The organism is Bradyrhizobium sp. LA6.8, from assembly GCF_040547935.1.
GTDB lineage: Bacteria > Pseudomonadota > Alphaproteobacteria > Rhizobiales > Xanthobacteraceae > Bradyrhizobium > Bradyrhizobium barranii.
On the sequence record NZ_JBEPQQ010000005.1, the window covers coordinates 64,756 to 84,388 of the forward strand.

At 65.1% G+C, this 19,633-nt stretch carries 23 protein-coding genes and 1 riboswitch; of the genes, 12 read left to right on the forward strand and 11 right to left on the reverse strand.

Annotated features, from left to right (window positions below; translation table 11 throughout):
* Positions 1 to 4: 4 nt before the first annotated feature.
* Positions 5 to 646 carry a pyridoxamine 5'-phosphate oxidase gene (gene pdxH, locus ABIA90_RS24110; protein ID WP_085401293.1) on the reverse strand — a complete coding sequence of 214 codons (642 nt, stop codon included), beginning with the start codon at positions 644 to 646 and terminating at the stop codon, positions 5 to 7.
* A 113-nt stretch (positions 647 to 759) separates the two neighbouring features.
* Here pdxH and ABIA90_RS24115 point away from each other — a divergent pair, with 113 nt between their 5' ends.
* Together ABIA90_RS24115 and ABIA90_RS24120 are read left to right on the forward strand one after the other, a co-directional pair.
* Positions 760 to 1,167, forward strand: a complete 408-nt coding sequence (locus ABIA90_RS24115) for an RT0821/Lpp0805 family surface protein (RefSeq protein WP_028158074.1) — start codon at positions 760 to 762, stop codon at positions 1,165 to 1,167.
* A gap of 110 nt (positions 1,168 to 1,277) precedes the next feature.
* Positions 1,278 to 2,240, forward strand: coding sequence for a DnaJ C-terminal domain-containing protein (locus tag ABIA90_RS24120; protein ID WP_354119900.1), 963 nt, complete (start codon positions 1,278 to 1,280; stop codon positions 2,238 to 2,240).
* A 441-nt stretch (positions 2,241 to 2,681) separates the two neighbouring features.
* Here the strand turns inward: ABIA90_RS24120 and ABIA90_RS24125 are convergent, their stop codons facing one another.
* Together ABIA90_RS24125 and ABIA90_RS24130 are read right to left on the reverse strand one after the other, a co-directional pair.
* Positions 2,682 to 3,452: an anti-sigma factor family protein gene (locus tag ABIA90_RS24125; protein ID WP_354119899.1), complete on the reverse strand. Its 771-nt coding sequence runs from the start codon at positions 3,450 to 3,452 to the stop codon at positions 2,682 to 2,684.
* 106 nt (positions 3,453 to 3,558) lie between these two features.
* Positions 3,559 to 4,047 carry a sigma-70 family RNA polymerase sigma factor gene (locus ABIA90_RS24130; RefSeq protein WP_014497222.1) on the reverse strand — a complete coding sequence of 163 codons (489 nt, stop codon included), beginning with the start codon at positions 4,045 to 4,047 and terminating at the stop codon, positions 3,559 to 3,561.
* A 171-nt stretch (positions 4,048 to 4,218) separates the two neighbouring features.
* Here ABIA90_RS24130 and fabI point away from each other — a divergent pair, with 171 nt between their 5' ends.
* From fabI to ABIA90_RS24150, 4 genes are all read left to right on the forward strand, one after another.
* Positions 4,219 to 5,034 (forward strand): enoyl-ACP reductase FabI, encoded by an 816-nt coding sequence (gene fabI / locus ABIA90_RS24135; protein ID WP_166087769.1) that lies wholly within the window; start codon positions 4,219 to 4,221, stop codon positions 5,032 to 5,034.
* A 14-nt stretch (positions 5,035 to 5,048) separates the two neighbouring features.
* Entirely contained in the window at positions 5,049 to 5,648 is a 600-nt protein-coding gene (locus ABIA90_RS24140) for a histidine phosphatase family protein (RefSeq protein WP_354119898.1), read from the forward strand.
* Between the two features lie 183 nt (positions 5,649 to 5,831).
* Positions 5,832 to 6,920, forward strand: coding sequence for a chorismate synthase (gene aroC, locus ABIA90_RS24145; protein ID WP_071916063.1), 1,089 nt, complete (start codon positions 5,832 to 5,834; stop codon positions 6,918 to 6,920).
* 75 nt (positions 6,921 to 6,995) lie between these two features.
* Positions 6,996 to 8,186 (forward strand): adenylate/guanylate cyclase domain-containing protein, encoded by a 1,191-nt coding sequence (locus ABIA90_RS24150; protein ID WP_354119897.1) that lies wholly within the window; start codon positions 6,996 to 6,998, stop codon positions 8,184 to 8,186.
* Between the two features lie 43 nt (positions 8,187 to 8,229).
* On the opposite strand, the gene clpS is transcribed toward ABIA90_RS24150, so the two are convergent.
* The 5 genes from clpS to ABIA90_RS24175 are packed head-to-tail and all read right to left on the reverse strand — an operon-like array spanning position 8,230 to position 11,012.
* Positions 8,230 to 8,535 (reverse strand): ATP-dependent Clp protease adapter ClpS, encoded by a 306-nt coding sequence (gene clpS / locus ABIA90_RS24155; protein ID WP_014497217.1) that lies wholly within the window; start codon positions 8,533 to 8,535, stop codon positions 8,230 to 8,232.
* 41 nt (positions 8,536 to 8,576) lie between these two features.
* On the reverse strand, positions 8,577 to 8,918 hold the full coding sequence (locus ABIA90_RS24160) for a DUF190 domain-containing protein (protein ID WP_354119896.1): 342 nt from the start codon (positions 8,916 to 8,918) through the stop codon (positions 8,577 to 8,579).
* 2 nt (positions 8,919 to 8,920) lie between these two features.
* Positions 8,921 to 9,349, reverse strand: coding sequence for a fluoride efflux transporter CrcB (crcB, locus tag ABIA90_RS24165; protein WP_247314118.1), 429 nt, complete (start codon positions 9,347 to 9,349; stop codon positions 8,921 to 8,923).
* Positions 9,350 to 9,355: 6 nt separating this feature from the next.
* Positions 9,356 to 9,790, reverse strand: coding sequence for a fluoride efflux transporter CrcB (gene crcB, locus ABIA90_RS24170; RefSeq protein ID WP_354119895.1), 435 nt, complete (start codon positions 9,788 to 9,790; stop codon positions 9,356 to 9,358).
* Positions 9,765 to 11,012, reverse strand: a complete 1,248-nt coding sequence (locus ABIA90_RS24175; RefSeq protein WP_502916653.1) for an MFS transporter — start codon at positions 11,010 to 11,012, stop codon at positions 9,765 to 9,767. The genes crcB (ABIA90_RS24170) and ABIA90_RS24175 overlap by 26 nt, the downstream gene beginning before the upstream one ends.
* 52 nt (positions 11,013 to 11,064) lie before the next feature.
* A riboswitch (Fluoride riboswitch) is annotated at positions 11,065 to 11,142 on the reverse strand.
* A gap of 263 nt (positions 11,143 to 11,405) precedes the next feature.
* On the opposite strand from ABIA90_RS24175, the gene ABIA90_RS24180 reads away from it, so the two are divergent.
* Together ABIA90_RS24180 and ABIA90_RS24185 are read left to right on the forward strand one after the other, a co-directional pair.
* On the forward strand, positions 11,406 to 12,269 hold the full coding sequence (locus ABIA90_RS24180) for a DUF1194 domain-containing protein (RefSeq protein ID WP_063984919.1): 864 nt from the start codon (positions 11,406 to 11,408) through the stop codon (positions 12,267 to 12,269).
* A 180-nt stretch (positions 12,270 to 12,449) separates the two neighbouring features.
* Positions 12,450 to 13,082, forward strand: a complete 633-nt coding sequence (locus tag ABIA90_RS24185; protein ID WP_071916058.1) for a hypothetical protein — start codon at positions 12,450 to 12,452, stop codon at positions 13,080 to 13,082.
* Positions 13,083 to 13,114: 32 nt separating this feature from the next.
* Here ABIA90_RS24185 and ABIA90_RS24190 read toward each other — a convergent pair whose 3' ends face one another.
* Positions 13,115 to 13,888, reverse strand: a complete 774-nt coding sequence (locus ABIA90_RS24190; protein WP_354119894.1) for an enoyl-CoA hydratase/isomerase family protein — start codon at positions 13,886 to 13,888, stop codon at positions 13,115 to 13,117.
* A gap of 212 nt (positions 13,889 to 14,100) precedes the next feature.
* On the opposite strand from ABIA90_RS24190, the gene ABIA90_RS24195 reads away from it, so the two are divergent.
* Positions 14,101 to 14,484, forward strand: a complete 384-nt coding sequence (locus ABIA90_RS24195) for a bleomycin resistance protein (RefSeq protein WP_354119893.1) — start codon at positions 14,101 to 14,103, stop codon at positions 14,482 to 14,484.
* 30 nt (positions 14,485 to 14,514) lie between these two features.
* On the opposite strand, the gene ABIA90_RS24200 is transcribed toward ABIA90_RS24195, so the two are convergent.
* The gene (locus ABIA90_RS24200; protein WP_166350537.1) at positions 14,515 to 15,573 is read right to left on the reverse strand and encodes a class I SAM-dependent methyltransferase; all 1,059 of its coding nucleotides are present in this window, start codon (positions 15,571 to 15,573) and stop codon (positions 14,515 to 14,517) included.
* A 254-nt stretch (positions 15,574 to 15,827) separates the two neighbouring features.
* On the opposite strand from ABIA90_RS24200, the gene ABIA90_RS24205 reads away from it, so the two are divergent.
* Positions 15,828 to 16,430 carry a hypothetical protein gene (locus tag ABIA90_RS24205; RefSeq protein ID WP_354119892.1) on the forward strand — a complete coding sequence of 201 codons (603 nt, stop codon included), beginning with the start codon at positions 15,828 to 15,830 and terminating at the stop codon, positions 16,428 to 16,430.
* 48 nt (positions 16,431 to 16,478) lie between these two features.
* Here the strand turns inward: ABIA90_RS24205 and ABIA90_RS24210 are convergent, their stop codons facing one another.
* On the reverse strand, positions 16,479 to 17,390 hold the full coding sequence (locus ABIA90_RS24210) for a GntR family transcriptional regulator (RefSeq protein ID WP_081369470.1): 912 nt from the start codon (positions 17,388 to 17,390) through the stop codon (positions 16,479 to 16,481).
* Between the two features lie 88 nt (positions 17,391 to 17,478).
* On the opposite strand from ABIA90_RS24210, the gene ABIA90_RS24215 reads away from it, so the two are divergent.
* Both ABIA90_RS24215 and ABIA90_RS24220 read left to right on the forward strand, forming a co-directional pair.
* The gene (locus tag ABIA90_RS24215; protein WP_354119891.1) at positions 17,479 to 18,414 is read left to right on the forward strand and encodes a hydroxymethylglutaryl-CoA lyase; all 936 of its coding nucleotides are present in this window, start codon (positions 17,479 to 17,481) and stop codon (positions 18,412 to 18,414) included.
* A complete protein-coding gene (locus ABIA90_RS24220; RefSeq protein ID WP_354119890.1) occupies positions 18,411 to 19,631 on the forward strand; it encodes a CaiB/BaiF CoA transferase family protein in 1,221 nt (406 codons plus the stop codon). Before ABIA90_RS24215 ends, ABIA90_RS24220 begins: the two co-directional genes overlap by 4 nt.
* Positions 19,632 to 19,633 lie beyond the last annotated feature (2 nt).

Consider the following 19,633-nt stretch of genomic DNA (forward strand, 5'->3'; position numbering starts at 1 on the left):
AAGCTCAGGGATACATCCGCGTCTTGGACCATGGCTGGCCGGCCGCGTCACGGCGAAATTCGATACGGTCGTGCAGGCGGAACGGGCGGTCGTGCCAGAACTCGATACGCGAGGGCGTGATGCGCCAGCCGCTCCAGCCCGGCGGCCGCGGCACCTCGCCGATGATGTGCTTGGCCGCGACTTTGGCGATGGCTTGTTCGAAGGCGAAGCGGCTTTCCAGCGCCTCGGACTGCTTGCTCGCCCAGGCACCGATCTGCGCCTGCTTGGGGCGGGTGGCGAAGTAAGCGTCGGCCTCGGCGTCGGTCACTGGCGTCACGTTGCCGCGGATGCGGACCTGACGGCGCAGCGACTTCCAGTGAAAAAGTAACGCCGCCTTAGGATTTGCGGCGAGTTCGCGGCCCTTCTGGCTCGCGATGTGGCTGTAGAAGACGAAACCGTCGGCATCGAAGCCCTTCATCAGCACCATGCGCACGTCTGGCAGCCCGTCGGGGTCGACGGTTGCGAGCGCCATGGCGTTCGGATCGTTCGGCTCGCTCTTGATCGCCTCGTTCAGCCAGGCCTCGAACAGCGCAAATGGCTCGTCGGCGGCGGTGAAATCACCGGATGTTAAGGGTGTCTGGTGTTTCATCGAGGTCGTGTCGGTCATGTCCGGAGTCCGAATTGCGTCCCGCGGCCCAAAACGCGTTGTTGTCCGCTACCGCCCTATATAGGGCATGGGGACGCGTTGGCCTATCGGCGATCCGGCCGTCCGGCTTTGTCATGACAATGATTCTGATCGGGCTCGGCTCTGGCGGCTGCAGCTTTTCCCGCAACGACACCAGCGCCTACGCCAAGGCCGACGACAGCGACCTGACCGGCTCGATCGCGCGGCCGGCAAAGGACGCCCCGCCGACCGACACCGATCTTGCCTTCGCCCGTAACGCCGCCTCCGACGTGCTGAGCAAGGGCGACAAGGATTCCAGCCAGCACTGGGAAAATCCGGAAACCGGAGCGCGCGGCTCGGTGACGCCGATCGCGCAGTCCTATGCCGCCGAGGACGGCCGCAAGTGCCGGGACTTCCTGGCGAGCTACGTCAATGGCAGCACCGAAAGCTGGCTCCAGGGCGCCGGCTGCCAAAGCAGCCGTGGCCGTTGGGAGATTCATACGCTAAAGCCGTGGCGGAGCTAGGAATCGGCTCCGCGGCTAGTTGCAAAAATGCCACTCGCCTCCCACATGACCAGCAGATGGGGCGGGGAGCCCTTTGAACAATTCGATTTCTCTTGAAGGAGACGTGACGGATGCGCGACCCCTATGAGGTCTTGGGGGTGCCGCGGAGCGCCAACGCTGCCGCGATCAAGAGCGCCTATCGCAAGCTTGCCAAGAAGCACCATCCCGACAGCAACAAGGATGACCCCAAGGCCGCCGAGCGCTTCTCCGAGATCAATTCGGCGAACGAGATCATCGGCGACGAGGACAAGCGCAAGCAGTTCGACCGCGGCGAGATCGACGCCGACGGCAAGCCGCGCTTCCAGGGTTTTCCGGGCGGCGGCGGGCCACGCGGCCGTGCAGGTCCCGGCGGGTTCGAAAGCTATACGTTCCGCAGTGGCGGCGCGGGCCCTGGTCAGGGCGGCGGCGCGTTCGAGGACATCCTCAACAGCATGTTCGGCGGGACGCGTGGTGCGCGGCCCGGGGCCGGCGGTGCCGGGCAGTTCGAATTCGACACCGGCGGGATCGGCCTCGATCTCGACGTCAATGTCGCCATGTCCGTCTCGCTGGAAGAATCGGTCAAGGGCGGCGAGAAGCGCGTCCGGCTGCCGACGGGCAAGGAGCTCAACGTCAAGATTCCGGCCGGCGTCACCGAGGGCCAGCAGATCCGGTTGCGGGGGCAGGGCGAGAGCGCTCAGGGCCATCCGCCGGGCGATCTCCTGATCACGATCAGCATCGCGCCGCACCCGTACTTCAAGATCGAGGGCGCCGACCTCAGGATCGACCTACCGGTCACGCTCTACGAGGCGGTGCTCGGCGGCAAGGTCCGCGTGCCGACCCTCGGCAATGCCGTGGAACTGTCGGTCCCGAAAAACACCTCCAGCGGCCGGACCTTCCGCCTCAAGGGCAAGGGATTGCCAAAAACTGGCGGAACCGGGGATCTCTTCGTCACCATCAGGATTATGCTACCGGACGGGAACGACGCCGAGCTTGAGGCATTGATGGAGAAGTGGCGGGACCAACACCCCTACAATCCACGTAGCGGGCTTGGCTAAAGTATGATCCGGACCGGTGGGCGCGTGAGCGCGAGGCGTTCATTTGGCGTTCAGCGGCTTTCCGAAAAGATCATGCGCAGAGAAAACTGCTGAAGCGTGAGCCATCGCGCTTTAGGGCGAAGTCGCAACTGAAGGGGGTTCTCCCAACGGTCCAGAGCATCTCTCGACAGATGATGCTCGTCATATGCCTGAGGCGTGAGAGCGCCTCCCGGCCCATGTGGTTCGACGTGTCGGCTGTCCGGCGGGGCAGTCGATAATAGGTGCGGCCTCGAGAGGGGGACCAGCGCGGTACCAAAAACCCCAATCGAGGCCGCCCGCGTCGATCGGCGGATCGAACGCTACTCATTTTCTCGTGAGCATCCGGTGCGATAATGAGACGCACCCATGTCTTGATTCCAAATTTTCAATGTCGGAATCGAGGCACCGCCTTCAAGCGGTTGCTCAGGTACCGTTTTTCTCGGCTTGGTCGTAGACCGCCTGCGCGACCTTGGTCAGGCGATCGCGATCGCTGCCGCCGCTGACGACGTAGCCGACGCCGCGCTCGGCCCAGAACAGTGCGCCGTCCTTGTCGGCTTTGGCGTAGCGCATCTGAGTCGCACCGGCCTCGGTCTTGGCGGTGTAGATCGTGTACCGCTCGCCCGAGGCGCCCTCATACATCAGGAACGACGCCGGACCGTTCGGCCCCGGCAAGAGCCGGCCGCCGACGAGCTTCAGCCCGCTTGCCTCCAGGTTCGGCGCGAACACGGTCCAGCCGCAGCGCCTGGTCAGCCAGGCCTGGAGATGGTCGCGCTCGTTGCCGCCGACCTCGACCGGGTGGCGAACCTCGACGACATAGAGGCGGTGGGCGTCGAGCGCGTCCGCCGTAAAGCTCTGGAAGGTCGAGGGGGCGTTGGCGGCGCCATGCGCCACCCAACCGGCGGTGCCGCCGGCCACGAAGGCGACCAGCACAGCCGCCGCGGCGCCATAGAACCATTGCCGGGGACGGCGCTCCAGCCGCTCGAGCTCCAGCCGGGCCGGCACCGGCTCCTGGACGACAGAGTCGTAACGCGCGTGAAGCATCTCGGCCATGGCGCGCCAGGACTGCACGCGTCCGGCATCGTCAGGGTGTGCGGCAAGCCAGGCCTCGACGTCGGCGCGGCGCTCGGCCGGCAGCTCGCCGTCGACATAGGCGTGCAGCTCGTCTTCGGTAATGGGAATATTATGGTCGTTCATATCGATCGTCTCTGGCTCTGCGGCCCAAAATGTCTTTCGCGGTTCAACTGCGCTGCTTCCCGCTCCATGCAGGCGAAGCGACCTGCGCGATGCATCAACACTGCCATCACTTCACCCGCTTGAGCGCCGGGCGCTCACCTTCCAGCGATGCTTTAACGTGGGCTCTCGCCCGCGCCAGGCGCGACATCACGGTGCCGATCGGCACGCCCTGGATGTCGGCGACCTCGCGGTAGCTCATGCCCTCCAGCATCACCAGCAGAAGCACCGAGCGCTGCTCCTCGACCAGCGTCGCCAGCGCCTTCTCGATGTCGCGCCCTTCGGCCTCGGTCCCGCTGGCATCCGGATTGTTCTCCGTCAGCTGCGTGAATTGCGGGCGCCTTGCCAGCGAGCGCCGCCGGTTCTTGTTGAGATTGGTCAGGATCGTATAGAGCCAGCTCCTGACATCGCCTCCGAGGAACAGGCGCTCCGAACGCAGCGCCCGCACCAGCGTATCCTGCACCAGGTCGTCGGCCGCATCCGCATCGCGCGTGAGCGCGCGGGCGTAGCGGCGCAACGCCGGGATCATGGCTTCCACACTCTGGCGAAACGCACTCATGCCGTCTTGACGTCCTGGTGTCCGGCGCGAGCGCCTCAATCATCATAACACCCGAACGGAACGGCTATTCCGGCGCTTGAAACAGCGTTAACGCCGCGTATTAGGACTGTACCGCGAAGGAGGGCTGGTGTACCTCCAGACCTCAACGAGAGCTCGACGGGACGTTAGCAAATGGCGCAGAATTCAGGTCTGATGCAGGGCAAGCGCGGGGTGATCCTCGGCCTTGCCAACAACCGCTCGATCGCCTGGGGCATCGCCAAGGCATGCCACGCAGCCGGCGCCGAGCTCGCCTTCACCTATCAGGGCGATGCGCTCAAGAAGCGCGTCGAGCCGCTCGCCGCCGAGATCGGCGGCCTCGTGCTCGGCCATTGCGACGTCACCGATGCCGCGACCATCGACGCCGCTTTCGCAGTGCTGAAGGAGAAGTGGGGCAAGATCGACTTCCTGGTGCATGCGATCGCCTACGGCGAGCAGCTCGACGGCCGCTACGTCGACACCACGCCGGAGAATTTCTCCAAGTCGATGCTGATCTCCTGCTACTCGTTCACGGCCGTGGCGCAGCGCGCCGAGAAGCTGATGACCGATGGCGGCTCGCTCATCACGCTCAGCTATTACGGCGCCGAGAAGTGGATGCCGCACTACAACGTGATGGGCGTGGCGAAGGCTGCGCTGGAGGCCAGCGTGCGCTATCTCGCCGCCGATCTCGGCGAGAAGAACATCCGCGTCAACGCGATCTCGGCCGGCCCGATCAAGACGCTCGCGGCGTCCGGCATCGGCGACTTCCGCTATATCCTGAAGTGGAACGAGAACAACGCGCCGATGCGACGCAACGTCTCGATCGAAGACGTCGGCGGCAGCGCGCTGTATTTCCTCTCCGACCTCGCGCGCGGCGTCACTGGCGAGGTGCATCACGTCGATTCCGGCTATCACGTGCTCGGCATGAAGCGCCCGGACGCGCCGGACATCTCGTTCGGCGGCAAGGACTAGCTCATAAATCTGGAATGCCCGTGCCCACGATCTATTATCTTCGCCACGGTGAGACCGAGTGGAATGCGCTCGGGAGGCTTCAGGGCACCAAGGACGTTCCGCTGAACGCGCGTGGACGCGGTCAGGCCGTGCAGGCCGGCGGGGTGCTGGCGGATCTCTTCAAGCGCGACGGCAAGGACAAGGCGGCGTTACCCTACGTGTCGAGCCCGCTCGGGCGTGCACGGCAGACCATGGAACTCGCGCGCGGTAAGCTCGAGCTGCCGCTGGCGGACTACGCGCTCGACGATCGCCTGCGCGAGATCGGCTACGGCAGCTGGGAAGGGCTGACGCTGGCCGAGAGCGAGGCGGCCGATCCGGACGTCTATGCCAGGCGCCTCGCCGACAAATGGACGGTCGGCCCCGCGGACGGGGAGACCTACGCTGATGTGCAGGTCCGCGTGCGGGCCTGGTACGACGAGCTCCGGACCGACACCGTCGCGGTCGCCCATGGCGGGACTTGCCGGGCCCTGATGGTTTCGCTCGGCCTTGAAACGCCGGCCAGCGCCGCCGAGCTCTATATCGAGCAGGGCGCCGTCTACGTGTTTCGGGACGGGCGGCTGGAGAAGTATAGTTAAGGGCGCCGCCCCGTTCTCCGCCGTCATGCCCGGGCTTGTCCCGGGCATCCACGGACTTTTTGCTTCGGGCGGTCAAGAACGTGGATGGCCGGGACAAGCCCGGCCATGACGACTGTGGCGCGTATTTGACCCCAATTTCAGGGCGCGTTACGACACAAGTCAGAACTGACTTACAGGCTAGCGATGTCCTTCAACACCTTCGGCCACATGTTCCGCGTCACCACCTTCGGCGAGAGCCATGGGGTGGCGATCGGCTGCGTGGTCGATGGCTGCCCGCCGATGATCCCGCTCACCGAGGCCGATATCCAGCAGGACCTCGACCGCCGCCGGCCCGGCCAATCGCGCTTCACCACCCAGCGCCAGGAGCCGGACCAAGTGAAAATCCTGTCCGGCGTGATGGCGCATCCGGAGACCGGCGTGCAGGTGACGACGGGCACCCCGATCGGCCTGCTGATCGAGAACACCGACCAGCGCTCGAAGGACTATTCCGAGATCAAGGACAAGTTTCGGCCCGGCCACGCCGACTTCACCTATGAGGCCAAATACGGCCTGCGCGACTATCGCGGCGGCGGCCGCTCCTCGGCGCGCGAGACCGCGATGCGCGTCGCCGCCGGTGCGATTGCGCGAAAAGTGCTGCCCGACGTCAAGGTGCGCGGCGCGCTGGTGCAGATCGGCCCGCACAAGATCGACCGCGATAAATGGGACTGGGACGAGATTGCGAAAAATCCGTTCTTCTGTCCGGACAAGGACAAGGCCGCCTTCTTCGAGACGTATCTCGACGGCATCCGCAAGAGCGGCTCGTCGATCGGCGCGGTGATCGAGGTCGTCGCCGAAGGCGTGCCGGCAGGCTTAGGTGCCCCGATCTACGCAAAACTCGATTCTGATCTCGCGGGCGCGATGATGACCATCAACGCCGTGAAGGGCGTCGAGATCGGCGCCGGCTTTGGCGCGGCCGAGCTCACCGGCGAAGAGAACGCCGACGAGATGCGTACCGGCAATGACGGCACGCGCTTCCTCTCTAACCATGCCGGCGGTGTTCTGGGCGGCATCTCTACCGGACAGCCGGTGGTGGTGCGCTTCGCGGTGAAGCCGACCTCGTCGATCCTCCAGCCGCGCCTCACTGTCGATCGCAAGGGCGCCGACACCGAGATCTTCACTAAGGGCCGCCACGACCCCTGCGTCGGCATCCGCGCCGTCCCGGTCGGCGAAGCCATGATGGCCTGCGTGCTGGCCGATCATTTCATTCGGGATCGCGGGCAGGTTGGACGCTAGCGCACGGTCCTATCGTCGCGGTACCAGCCCACCGCGCAGCTTGACGTCCCCACAACTTCGTCCGCAAATGCGGACATGCAAAACTCCGAGATCCAGCGCATCACCAACTGGCTGATCGACGGTGCGAGGTCGTCCGGGACCCCTTCCGAGATGATCGCCGAGGTCTGCGAGCATCTGGTCGCGGCCGGCCTGCCGCTGTCGCGGTTCGGCATCTTCATTCGTACGCTGCATCCGGAAATCTTCGGCCGCAATTTCATTTGGCGGGAAGGTCAGAAGGTCGAGATCGGCACCGTCGATTTCGAGATCCTGGACACGCCCGAATTCGCCCGGAGCCCGCTCCGGATCGTGTTCGAGGAGGGGCTCGAGGTGCGGGGACGGATGGACGATCCGGACAGCAAGCGGTTTCCGTTCCTCGACGACATGCGCGCCGAAGGCGTGACCGACTACCTCGCGATGCCGATGCACTATCTCGACGGCTCGATCCACGCGACGAGCTGGGTCACGCGGCATCCCGGCGGCTTCAGCGACAACGACATCGCGGCAATCCGCTCCATCGTGACACCGCTCGCGCGCGTCGCCGAGATCATCAGTCTGCGCCGCACCGCCGAGATGCTGCTCGACACCTATGTCGGCAACCGTGCCGGCGCGCGTATCCTCGGCGGCCAGATCCGCCGCGGCCACAACGACACCATGCAGGCCGCGATCTGGCTCTCGGATCTGCGCGGCTTCACCGCACTATCGGACCGGCTGCCGGCCGAGACCGTGGTCGAGATCCTCAACCAGTATTTCGACTGCCAGGTCACCGCGATCCGGGGCCATGGCGGCGAGGTGCTGAAATTCATGGGCGACGGCCTGCTCGCGGTGTTCCCGATCGACGAATATATCGGCGATGCCGCGCATGTCTGCGCGCGCGTGCTGGAGGCCGCGCGCGAATCCCGCGCCAGCGTCGAGGCACTCGCCTTTCCGGTCGGCGACGTCGTCGAGCGCTTCCGCTTCGGCGTCGCACTCCACGTTGGCAACATCCTCTACGGCAATATCGGCGGCGGCAATCGCCTCGACTTCACCTGCATCGGCCCCGCCGTCAATCTCGCGGCGCGACTGGAGAAGATCACGGGCCGGCTGGGGCGGACCGTCGTGGTCTCGGAAGTCTTCGCGAACGCCTGCCGCCATGACTGGCGCGAGCTCGGCGAATTTCCGATCGCCGGATTTTCCAAGGCGCAGCGCGTGTATGGGCTCGCCGAAGAGACGCCGGTGGTGATGGCCTGAATCGCGATGAGGTGAAGATCATTCATCGCCGCAAGATGAAGCCCTATTCCTCGGGCTCCGTCGTGAACAGCAGCGGATAGCCCTTGGCGCGGCCGGCGTCGGTGGCGCGGGTGGCCTTGGTTTCGGCGACGTCCCTGGTGAACACGGCAACCACGCAGGCGCCCAGCTTGTGCGCGGTGATCATGACCTTGTAGGCCTGATCCTCGGTCATGCGGAACTCGGCCTTGAGGATCATCGTGACGAATTCGCGTGGCGTGAAGTCGTCGTTGATCAGGATGACCTTGTGCAGCTTGGGCCGCTCGACCTTGGTCTTCGTCCTGGTTTTAGGCTTGGTAACGGTGTCGTTCATTCCGCCTCCCGGAAACGGCGGGCTCGGTTCAGCCGCGGTGCTCAGTGTGCGGTCCTCTCACCATATTGCAGGACCTGCACCTTCTCCAAGGTGATCAGGCCGCTCGACATCATGCCATCCAGGATGGGCAGGAATGCGTTGATGCTGTCCTCGCTGTCGACGATCTCGATCAGCAGCGGCAGGTCTTCCGACAGCCGTAGGATCTTCGAGGTGTGTAGCCGGCTCGACTTGCCGAACCCCATCGGGCCGCGCAGCACGGTGGCGCCCGCGAGATGCCGCTCGCGCGCTGTCGTGACGATTGCTTCGTAAAGCGGCTTGCCGCCGAAATGGTCGCTCTCGCCGATGAAGATCCGGAGCGAAACAGCCTGATTGGGGATTTGCATGGTCAGCTCCTCGTCAAGCGGTTGTAGCGGCTTGCCATCATATGACCGAGCCACACAGACACCAGCCAGCAGATGACGGATGCCGCGATATAGGCGAGTGCCGTGTATTTCATGCCGCCGTGGAACAGGCGGAAGGTCTCCAGGCTGAAGGCCGAGAAGGTGGTGTAGCCGCCGCAAAACCCGGTCATGACGAATTGCCGGTGCTCGGGCCGCGCCAGCATGCGGCCGTCGGGGCCGGTCAGCGTTGCGTAGAAGCCGATGATCAGCGATCCCGTGGCATTGATGAACAGCGTCGCGACGGGGAAGCCCGGGCCGGTGTCGAGCACGAGGGAGACGAAATAGCGCGCGAGGCCGCCAAGGACGCTGCCGAAGGAAACCCAGGCATAGAGCATCGCGCTGCGCCAGCGGTCGGTGGAGGAGGGAACGGTCATCCGCCTCTAGCCTCCAAGACCGTCAGCGAGGACAAAGCCGCAACTGACGGCGGCAAGGCAAAGCCCGACCGAGAGCGCGACATTGCCGAGCGCATGCATCGGCTCGCCGTTGCGCGCGAGCGTCAGCGTCTGCAGGCTGAACGAGGACACCGTGGTGTAGCAGCCGAGGAACCCGGTCACCGCGAACAGCCAGGGATTGGGGGAGGCGAACACCGAGCCGGGATGGGTTGCCAGCGCGCCGAAAATGCCGATCAGGAAGGCGCCGGTGATGTTGATGGTCATGGTGCCCCAGGGAAAGGTCTCTCCCAGCCGCCGCGCGATCGCGCCCGAGACGAAATAGCGCGCGCAGCCGCCGAGAACGCTGCCGACCACGATTGCGATCACTCCGCTCAACACGACGAACGCCCCTCCATCATCATTTGTCCTCCGCTGCCAGACCATTGCCGACGGCGAGCAGCCCTGCGAGCGCGACCAGCGCGAAGCCGAGCCCGGCCAAAAACGTGCCCGCCGGACCGTAGGCATCCCACAGCGCGCCGGCGATCACGCTTGCGGCCAGCAAGGCCAGTCCCGTGAACAGGTTGAAATAGCCGAATGCGGTGCCGCGCAGGCTCGGCGGCGCGGCGTCGGCGACGAGGGCCGACAGCAGGCCTTGGGTCAATCCCATATGCAGCCCCCACAGAACGACGCCGAGCGCGAGGCCCGCGAGGTTCGGCAGCAGCGCGAGCGCGAGGTCGGCGGCCGCGAGGAAGACGAGGCCGAGCGCGAGCAGGCCGGTCCGGTTGATCCGGTCCGACAGCACGCCGGCCGGATAGGCCGACAGGGCATAGACCACGTTCATCAGTACCAGCACCGCCGGCACCCACATCGCAGAGAGGCCGATGTTCTGCGCGCGAAGGATCAAAAAGGCCTCGCTGAAGCGCGCGAGCGTGAACACCACGCCGACCGCGACGACGCGCCAGTACACCGATCCGAGCTGCCGCATGGCGGAGGTGTTCAGCGGATTCTTCGTAGTCTCCCGGCTTGGGTCCGGCTCCGGCTCGCTCACCGCGAATGCGATCAGGCCGAAAGACAGGAAGGCCGGCAGCACCGCCACCCAGAAGACAAGGGCAAAATTATCTGCCGTCCACCACATCAGGCCGATCGCCACGAGCGGTCCGACGAATGCGCCGATGGTGTCGAGCGACTGCCGCAGGCCGAAGCTCGCGCCGCGCAGACCCGCAGGTGCGATATCGGCGATCAGCGCATCGCGCGGTGCGCCGCGAATACCCTTGCCGACGCGGTCGATGAAGCGCGCGGCAATCAGCCAACCGACGCTGGGGGCAAGCGGGAACAGCGGTTTTGTCAGCGCGGCTAGGCCGTAGCCGAGCGCCGCGAGGAGCTTGCGCCGGCCGAGCCAGTCGGACAATGCGCCGGAGAAGATCTTCGTGATCGAGGCGGTCGCCTCCGCAATGCCCTCGATGAAGCCGACCGTGAGCGTGGAGGCCCCGAGCACGGTGACGAGATAGACCGGCAGCAGCGCGTGGATCATCTCGGAGGAGACGTCCATCAGCATCGAGACGAAGCCGAGCACCCAGATCCCCCTGGGCAGCCCCGCACGCGCAGCATTCGGTGTCGTCGTCGTCACGCCCTGACCTTCGCCTTCAGGCAACAAAAAACCCGCCATCGGCGGGTTTGTCCATGCTCCCGCCAAAGGCCGAGGCTTTGAGATTGCCCCTCCTCGAGCAGGAGTCATCAGCCCACTACGGTCACAGGCCGACGGGCGGTTGTCGGGGGACTCCATCCCCATCTGTACATCCAACCTAGCATGGAAATCGCACCGGACAAGTGGGCGGGGAAGGTCTGTCTTCGGCTCGATGCTGCTGGACGCTCCGGAATGATGGCGTGAGCGATCGCGCATGTCCCCGTGGCGCAAGCGCGGCAACACGGCGGCAGCTTTGCGTGACGTGCGCATTCCCAACTCGCGAATTCCTAACCGGAATGTGAAGCGCAAGCGATCTTCGGACTTTGCGGCAAGGCGATTGCATGTCACCATCGCGTCATACGACGGGAGACTGCGATGCGCATGCTGTTCTCGATCGGGGCTGTGCTGGTGGCCGGCGTGCTCGCCGGAGGGGACGTCGCGGGCATCGCGGCACCAGGGCCCAAATTTGAACCGAGCAAGAGTTCGCCACAACGGCTAGCGGCCGATCGGGACGCGCAGACGGTCGATGTCGAGCTGGTCCTCGCGGTCGACGTGTCCTACTCCATGGACATGGACGAACTCGCAATCCAGCGCGAAGGCTATGCGCAGGCGATCCAGTCGAAGGAATTCCTCCAGGCGCTGAAGCTCGGGCCGAATGGCCGGATCGCGGTGACTTACTTCGAATGGGCCGCTTCCAGCGATCAGAAGATCATCATCCCGTGGCGTCTGGTCGACGGACCGGAGACGGCGGACGCGGTCGCCGCCGAGATCTTGAAGACGCCGATCCGGCGCGCCTCGCGCACCTCGATCTCCGGAGCGATCACGTTCGCGATGCCGTTGTTCGACGAGGATCCCTATCGCGGCTTGCGCCGCGTGATCGACATTTCCGGTGACGGCCCCAACAACAATGGCGGCCCGGTCACGGCGGCGCGCGACGCCGCGCTCGAGAAGGGCATCGTCATCAACGGCCTGCCGATCATGGTCAAGGAGCCGTCCTATTCGACCATGGATATCGACAATCTCGACTACTACTACGAGGACTGCGTCATCGGCGGTCCCGGCTCCTTCGTCATCACGATCAAGGATCGCGACAAGTTCAAGGAGGCGATCCGCACCAAGCTCCTGATGGAGGTCGCGGGCCGCATGCCGGAGCGCCCCGTGAGGCGCGTTGCCGACAAGGAGCCACGGGTCAGCTGCTTGATCGGCGAGAAGATCTGGTCGGACCGCTGGGGGCGCTGATCCGCACCACCCCGAATGAGACCTTTTGCCCTGTCCCGCCCGCGGTCGAATTTAACCACGCGTTAACTGCTGCGTGGCCCTAATCGGCCTGCTTCCCGTTGTTTCCGGATAAAGTTCTGACTTCGCCGTCCGGCGCGTGAACAGAAGCGGGTCTGTCAGACAAATCCGCCGAGCAATCCAATGGCCATCGTCACATCGAGCACCAGCCAGATTTCGCCCGCCAACGAGCGGGTGTATCACCAGAGCAGTCTGGTGGGTGACTGGAAGGGCAATTGGGCAGGCAACAACCAGGCCGTCGGCTTCAAGGTCGTGAACATCCGCGGGGCCAGGGCCCAGATCGAGTACACCCATAACGGGCACACCGAGCGCGGTATCGGCGAGGTCAATGGTGCAACCATAAGCTACGGCAACGTCACGGTCGGCACCAAGGACGGCAAGAACCTGGTGCTCCTGTTCTCCTCGGGCGTTGGCAAGCAGAGCGCGACTTTGCAGAAACAGGCGCCGGCAGGTTCCGACAGCATCCTCATGGGAAGCTGGGGCGGCTATTCTGCCGACATCGGCAAGAGCGCGAGCTTTCGCGTGCTGGCCATCAACGGCAAGGAGGCGACGGTCAGCGTCACCACCGACGGTATCACCCGCCAGGGCACCGGCTACGTCTACAGGAACGTCATCATGTTCGGGCAGTCGCAGATATCGACCGACAACGGACAAAACGGCAAGATCATCTACCAGGTCGGCTCCAAATCCTTCACTGTGCCGGTGACGAAATATCCGCCTGCGGATTCGTCGTCCTCGGTGGACAGGACGGCCTGAACGTCAGCCTCCCTGGGCGGCCGGCGGCCCCCTCACCATTTCGGCGCCCGCTTCTCCACGAACGCCCTCAAACCCTCCTGCGCTTCGTCCGACGTCGCGACATTGCAGAAATCGTCCACTGCACTTGCGATGCTGCGCCGGTAATCGAGATCGATCTGGCGCATGAAGGCGGCGCGGCCCATCCGCAGCACGGCGGCCGACTTGCTGGCGAATTGCGCCGCGAGCTTCAGCACCTCGGCCTCGAGCCCGGCATCGTCGACGACGCGGTTCACCACGCCGAGCTCGCGCGCCTCCGCGGCGGTGAAGACGCGGCCGGTGAACAGCAGCTCGAAAGCGCGATGACGTCCGACGATGCGCGGCAGATGCGCGTAGTGGATCGCGGGAATGACGCCGACGTCGATCTCGGGATAGCCGAACGTCGCGCTCTCGGCTGCCAGCACCACGTCGCAGGACACCGCCATGGTCATGCCGCCGCCGCGCGCCGCACCACCGACCGCGGCGATCGACGGTTTTCCGAGCCCGTACTGGGCGTCGTAAAGGTCGATATAGAGCGACTGGAGGAATTCGCGGATCTCGGCGCCGGATTTGCCAAGCAGGATGTCGAGGTCGAGGCCGGCCGAAAAGCGCTTGGCGATCGCGCTCGCCAGCACGACAACGCGAGCTTCCGGATCGTTCGCTGCGCGACGCAGGGCCGCGACCACCGCACGGATGACCTCGAGGCTCAGGGCATTGACAGGCGGGCGGCGCAGCGTGATGCGGGCGATGTTGCCTGCGCGTTCGTAGGCGACTGGATTGTCAGATGTCACCGGGTTCTCCATGCTTTCGGGAAACGTGCGGCATCGATCGCGGTGGTGGCGCGGTTATTTCGCGACGAGCGGCGGCAGCAGCGGCGGGATGCTGTCGTTCGGCGCTTCCGCCTTGTCCGGGCGACAGCTTACGGTGCGGCTTGGGCCGTGCAAGACCTCCAGCGCGCATGCTAGGCTGCGTGCAGGAGATTGCTTGCCGGATGGAGGGACCAATGACCGACGAACACCCGATGATGGCCGGCTCCGCCACCGTCTTCGTCGTGTCCGACATCACAGCCAGCCTCGCCTATTACCGCGATGTGCTCGGCTTCGAGGTCACCTTCGAATACGGTCAGCCTCCGTCCTACGCCTGCCTCTGCCGCGAGGAGGTCGGCCTGCATCTGCTTGCGGCGGGGGTAACGAAGCGGTTGCCCGGGCACGGCGGCATCTGCATCTTCGTCAGGGACGTCGATCAGATCTATGCCGAACTATCGGGACGCGGCGCCAGGCTGCTGAACCGGCCGGAGGACCGTGACTATCGCATGCGAGATTTCGACGTCGTCGATGCCGACGGCAATCAGCTCACGTTCGGCATGGGGACGGACGACGCGGCCTGACATCGCCGGCCGCGCGCGTCCGCCGTTGCATCAGATCCGGGCCTCCAGGATCAGGTTGAAGGGTGTTTCGGCGGCGCGGCGGAAGCGCGACAGGCCGCCTTCGCTGGCGACCTTGCGCAGCCTTGCCTCGCCGGCTTGAGCGCCCAGCGCGAGGCCGACCTCCTGATCGAGCGAGGCCGGCGTGCAGATCATGGTGGACGCCGCATAGTAGACCCGCCCGACAGGATTGAGGTTGTCTTCGAGGCGGTCGCCTGCGAACGGCTCGACCAGCATGCAGGTGCCGTCCTTGGCCATGGTCTCGCGCACGTGACTGATGGCACCGACGGGATCGCCCATGTCGTGCAGGCAATCGAAGAAGCAGACGAGATCGTAGCCCTCGGCCGGATAGGTCTTCGCCGAGTGAACCGCGAAGCTGACACGATCGCCCAGCTTCGCCTCAGTGGCCGCCTTTCGTGCGGCCGCAATCGAGCCCTCGTGATAGTCGAAGCCGTAGAAGCGGGAATTCGGGAAGGCCTCCGCCATCAGCCGGGTCGAGACGCCGTGCCCGCAGCCGACGTCGGCGACCTTGGCGCCGCGCTTCAGCTTGTCCACGACGCCTTCGAGCGCGGGCAGCCACTCCTGCACCAGATGATGCATGTAGCCGGTACGGAAGAACCGGGCGGTGCCGCAGAACAGGCACTCGCTGCGACGATTCCAGCCGACGCCCTTGCCGGTCTTGAATGCGTCCGTAATTTTCGGCTCGTCGAGGAACGCCGCGGCAATGACATTGCCGACCGCGCCGAGGAAGACCGGGCTGTCATCATCGGCAAGCGCCATCGCCTGCTCAGGCAGCATAGAGAACTTGCCGGAAGTGGAATCGTATTCGACGTAACCAGAAGCCGCCTGGCTCGCCAGCCACTCGCGGACGTAGCGTTCGTTCGTTCCGGTGGCGCTTGCGAGTTCGGCAGAGTTCATGGGTCCCTTGGCGGCGAGGGCGCGGTAGAGGCCGAGCTTGTCGCCCAGCAGGACCAGCGATGCGTTCATCGCCGCACCGACCTCGGTGATCATCTTGCCCATAAAGGCATTCAACCTGTCGGAATCGACCTCCATGACAGCCTCCATGTTGTGTCTGGCATTTTCAAAGGTCTGCGCAATTGCGTCTTGCCGGACTGCCCCGGCCGATCAGGATCGAAGCGACGGCTCGCGTTCGCGCGTCCTCTATGTGGGTCAATCCGTCGCGCAGGAGGTTCAACACGTCAGGATAACGTAATTTTGGAACTCGATGGCGCGACCACCGGCATCGCGTCACTGGTATTCGCGTGATCCCCGGCATATAATTTCCGCTCTTTTTGACGGTTACCTGAATGTCCAGCCTTGCACGTTCCTGCGGTCTCGCAACTCTCTTCGTGGTGCTCTGCCTCGGCGGAGCGCCGGCTCATGCGCAAGTCGCGCCCCTGCAATATTGGATCCCGGGCGGGCCTTTCGGCTTTGGCGGCAGCGCCAGCCAGAGCTCCGATGGCTACGGCAATTTTCCGAGCTTCAAGGGTGGCGATGCCAACGCAGGCTATGATTTTCGTCCCGGTTTCTTCGTCGGAAGCGAACGCGGCAATCTAGGCCTGGGCGGCCTCAGCCAGCCTGCGCCAGCCGGCAATTTCAGCGCGCTCTCTTATGATGGCACGCAGTTCGGTTACAACTACAAGACCGCGGGCGGCATGCCCGTCACGTTCTTTGCCGGTTTCGACACGTTGAAATACAATGGCGGCATCGGCAGCTCGCTCGCCCCGCTCACCTCCAGCGCCTCGCCCGGCTACGGCGCTTTCGCGGGTGTCGAGTTCAAGCCGACCTCCAACCTCAGCCTGTCGTTCGGCGCCGGTTTCACCCAGCAGCAATCGGGACGCATGGACAGCGACATCAATTCGTCAATGCTGCCCGGCGAGTCGCCGGCGTTGGGCGGCTTGCGGCGTTGAGCGGTCACGCGTCCGTTTCGCCGCCCGCTTGACCGCGGCCGCGTTGGCCTACGACAAGCCCGCCACCAGCGGGCGTTGCAGGTGCTTCGCCATCAGCTCTGCCGCTTCGGCGTAACGCCGCGTTTCCAGAACCTCGAGCAGGCGCAAATGCTCGCGCACGTGCCGCCGCATGCCGTCGCGGTCGGCGAAGCTGCGATAGGCGAACAGGCGTCTGATCGAATTCACGCGCCTGAGCGATTCAAGAAAGAAGGGATTGCCGGCGCCGCGAATGATCTCCTCATGGAATTCGCAACCGGAAAGAAAGACCTCGCCGATCGTCATCTTCTCGAGCTCGCCTTCGAACACGCGCAGCTGACGCTCGCGCAAGCGTGCAATCACCTCCTGCGGCAGCGCAAAGCCGGGCTGCGCGATTGCCGCAGGTTCGATCACCGCGCGAAACGCCATGGCCTTGGCGTGAGCTTCGGGGTTCGAGACCGTCTCCGCGAAGCGCCAGCCATAGCCCGGCAGGCGTGCAATCCAGCCCTCGGCAGCGATCCGGTCAAGCAGCCGCTGCAACTCGGCCCGGCTGAGGCCATAGCGGCGCATCAGCTCCGCCTCGGTGACGTCAGCCGGCAGCCGGCTTGCGAGCACGTCGCCTGCGATGGACGTATAAACCTGCTCGCTGCGCCTGACCGCCGCGAGGGCCGGCTGGGCTGCGCCGCTGGTCGGATGCTTGGCCAGCACGAACCCGCGATGCGGCTCGCCGCGTGCGAGCCCTGCCGCTTCCAGAGCCTTGAGGCCGAGCCGGATCGGCGCGCGTGAAAGATCGAGCGCGTCGGCAAGCCTTTGTTCGATCAAGCGATCGCCAGCCTTCATGCCTTCGCGTCGGGCGAGCGCCATGATCAGCCCGGCGAGGTGCTCGGCGCGCTCGGAACCGCCTTTGCTTGAAGCGGGCGGTCGGGAATTGTCGGAGGCGGTCATTGCAGTGCACGCGGATTTTGAGCTTGACAGACTGTCCCACGGATTGTTCTTTTACGCAATAATATACAATCGAACCAGGGAGAGCCTGATGGCGCATGCGCCGGATGTCCTGATTTGCGAGGTCGGCCCCCGCGATGGGCTGCAAAACCTGGACGTGTTCGTTCCCACCGAAGCCAAATGCGCGCTGATCGATACGATCGCCGCCGCCGGCATGCGCGAGATCGACGCGGGATCCTTCGTGCCGCCAAAGGTCGTGCCGCAATTCGCCGATGTCGACGCGGTGATGGCGCACGCGCTCGCGCACAGGACCGCGACCATCGGTGCACTTGTGCCGAACGTGAAGGGCGCCGAGCGCGCCATCGCCGCCGGTGTCGACGCCATCTACTTCGTCATCTCCGCCAGCGAGACGCACAACCGCGCCAATGTGCGCCGCTCGATCGAAGAGCAGCTCGACGGGTTTCGCGCGGTCCGTGCCGCGATCGACGCCTGTCCGGCGGGCCGGCGGCCGCATCTGATGGGCGCGATCGCCACCTCCTTCGGCTGCTCGCTGGAAGGCGAGGTGAGCGAAGCCGCCGTGTGCCGGGTCGCGCGCGCCTTTGCCGAGGCCGGTGCCGACGAGATCGGGCTCGCCGACACCGTCGGCTATGCCACCCCGAAACTGATCAGGCAGATCGTCGAAGCCGTCAGGCGCGAAGTCGGATCGCAGATGACGCTGCGGCTGCATCTGCACGACACGCTCGGTGCGGGCCTCGCCAATGCCGTCGCCGGCCTCGAAGCCGGCATCCGGCGTTTCGACGCCGCGGTATCAGGACTTGGCGGCTGTCCTTTCGCGCCAGGTGCCCGCGGCAACATCGTCACCGAGGATCTCGTGTTCATGCTGGAGCGCATGGGACTTTCGACCGGCATCGACCTCGATCGCCTGATGCAAACGCGCGAGATTCTGGCCCGCCATATCCCGGCACAACATCTGACCGGGCACCTGCACGAGGCCGGCATTCCCAAGGTGCTGCGGAGGGCGGCATGACGGCGGCGGCGCCCGAGGCGGCAACGGAGCTGCGTCCGCTGGCCGGCCTTCGTGTCATCGAGTTCAGCCAGATGGTGATGGGGCCGAGCTGCGGTTTGATCCTCGCCGATCTCGGCGCCGACGTGATCAAGGTCGAGCCGCCCAAGGGCGACCGCACCCGCTATTTCAAGGGACCGGCTGCCGGCTTCTTCGCCACCTACAGCCGCAACAAGCGCAGCATTGCGCTGGATACGTCGACCGCGGAAGGCCAGACCATCGCGCGGCGGCTGATCGAGAGCAGCGACGTCCTGATCGAGAATTTCCGACCCGGTCTGCTGAAGCGGATCGGTCTCGACTACGAGTCGGTTGCCGCTTTTGCGCCACGCCTGATCTACTGCTCGCTCAAGGGCTATTTGCCCGGCCCCTACGAGAATCGCCTCGCGCTCGACGAGGTCGTGCAGATGATGGGCGGCCTTGCCTACATGACCGGCCTGCCGGACCGGCCGATGCGCGCCGGCGCCTCGGTCAACGACATCATGGGCGGCATGTTCGGCGTGATCGCGATCCAGGCTGCGCTGGCCGAGCGGCAGCGTACCGGCCGCGGTCGCTACATCCAGAGCGCGCTCTACGAGAACAACGTGTTCCTGATGGCGCAGGCCATGATGTGCGAGGTGGTCAGCGGCCAGCCCTCGATCCCCTATTCGATCAAGGACAGCCCCTGGCCGGTCTACGATCTCTTCGACACCAGGGACGGCTCGAAGCTGTTCGTCACCATCGTCGGCGAAGAGCAGTGGGAGGCGTTCTGCCGCGCCTTCGATCGCGAATCCTGGCTTGCCGATCCGCGCTTCGCGACGAGCAACGACCGTGTCGACCATCGCGGCTGGCTGATCCCGGAGATCGCGAAGATCTTCAAGCAATGGGACAAGGCCGATCTCGCGGCACGCCTCGAGCAGCTCGATCTGCCCTACGCGCCGGTGAACAAGCCCGGCGATCTCTTCGACGACCCGCATCTGAACCAGTCGGGCGGGCTGACCAACATTCACCTGCCTGATGGCGGCGAGGCAAAAACGCCGCTGTTGCCGATCTCCATCGACGGCCGCCGCCTGCCCAACCGCTACGATCCGCCGCAGATCGGCGAGCAGACGCGCGAGATCCTGAGCGAGATCGGCGTTTCGTCGAGCGAAATCGAAGCGCTGCGAAAGGCAGGAACCATCCGGATCGCGCCTGAGCCGTCCTGACG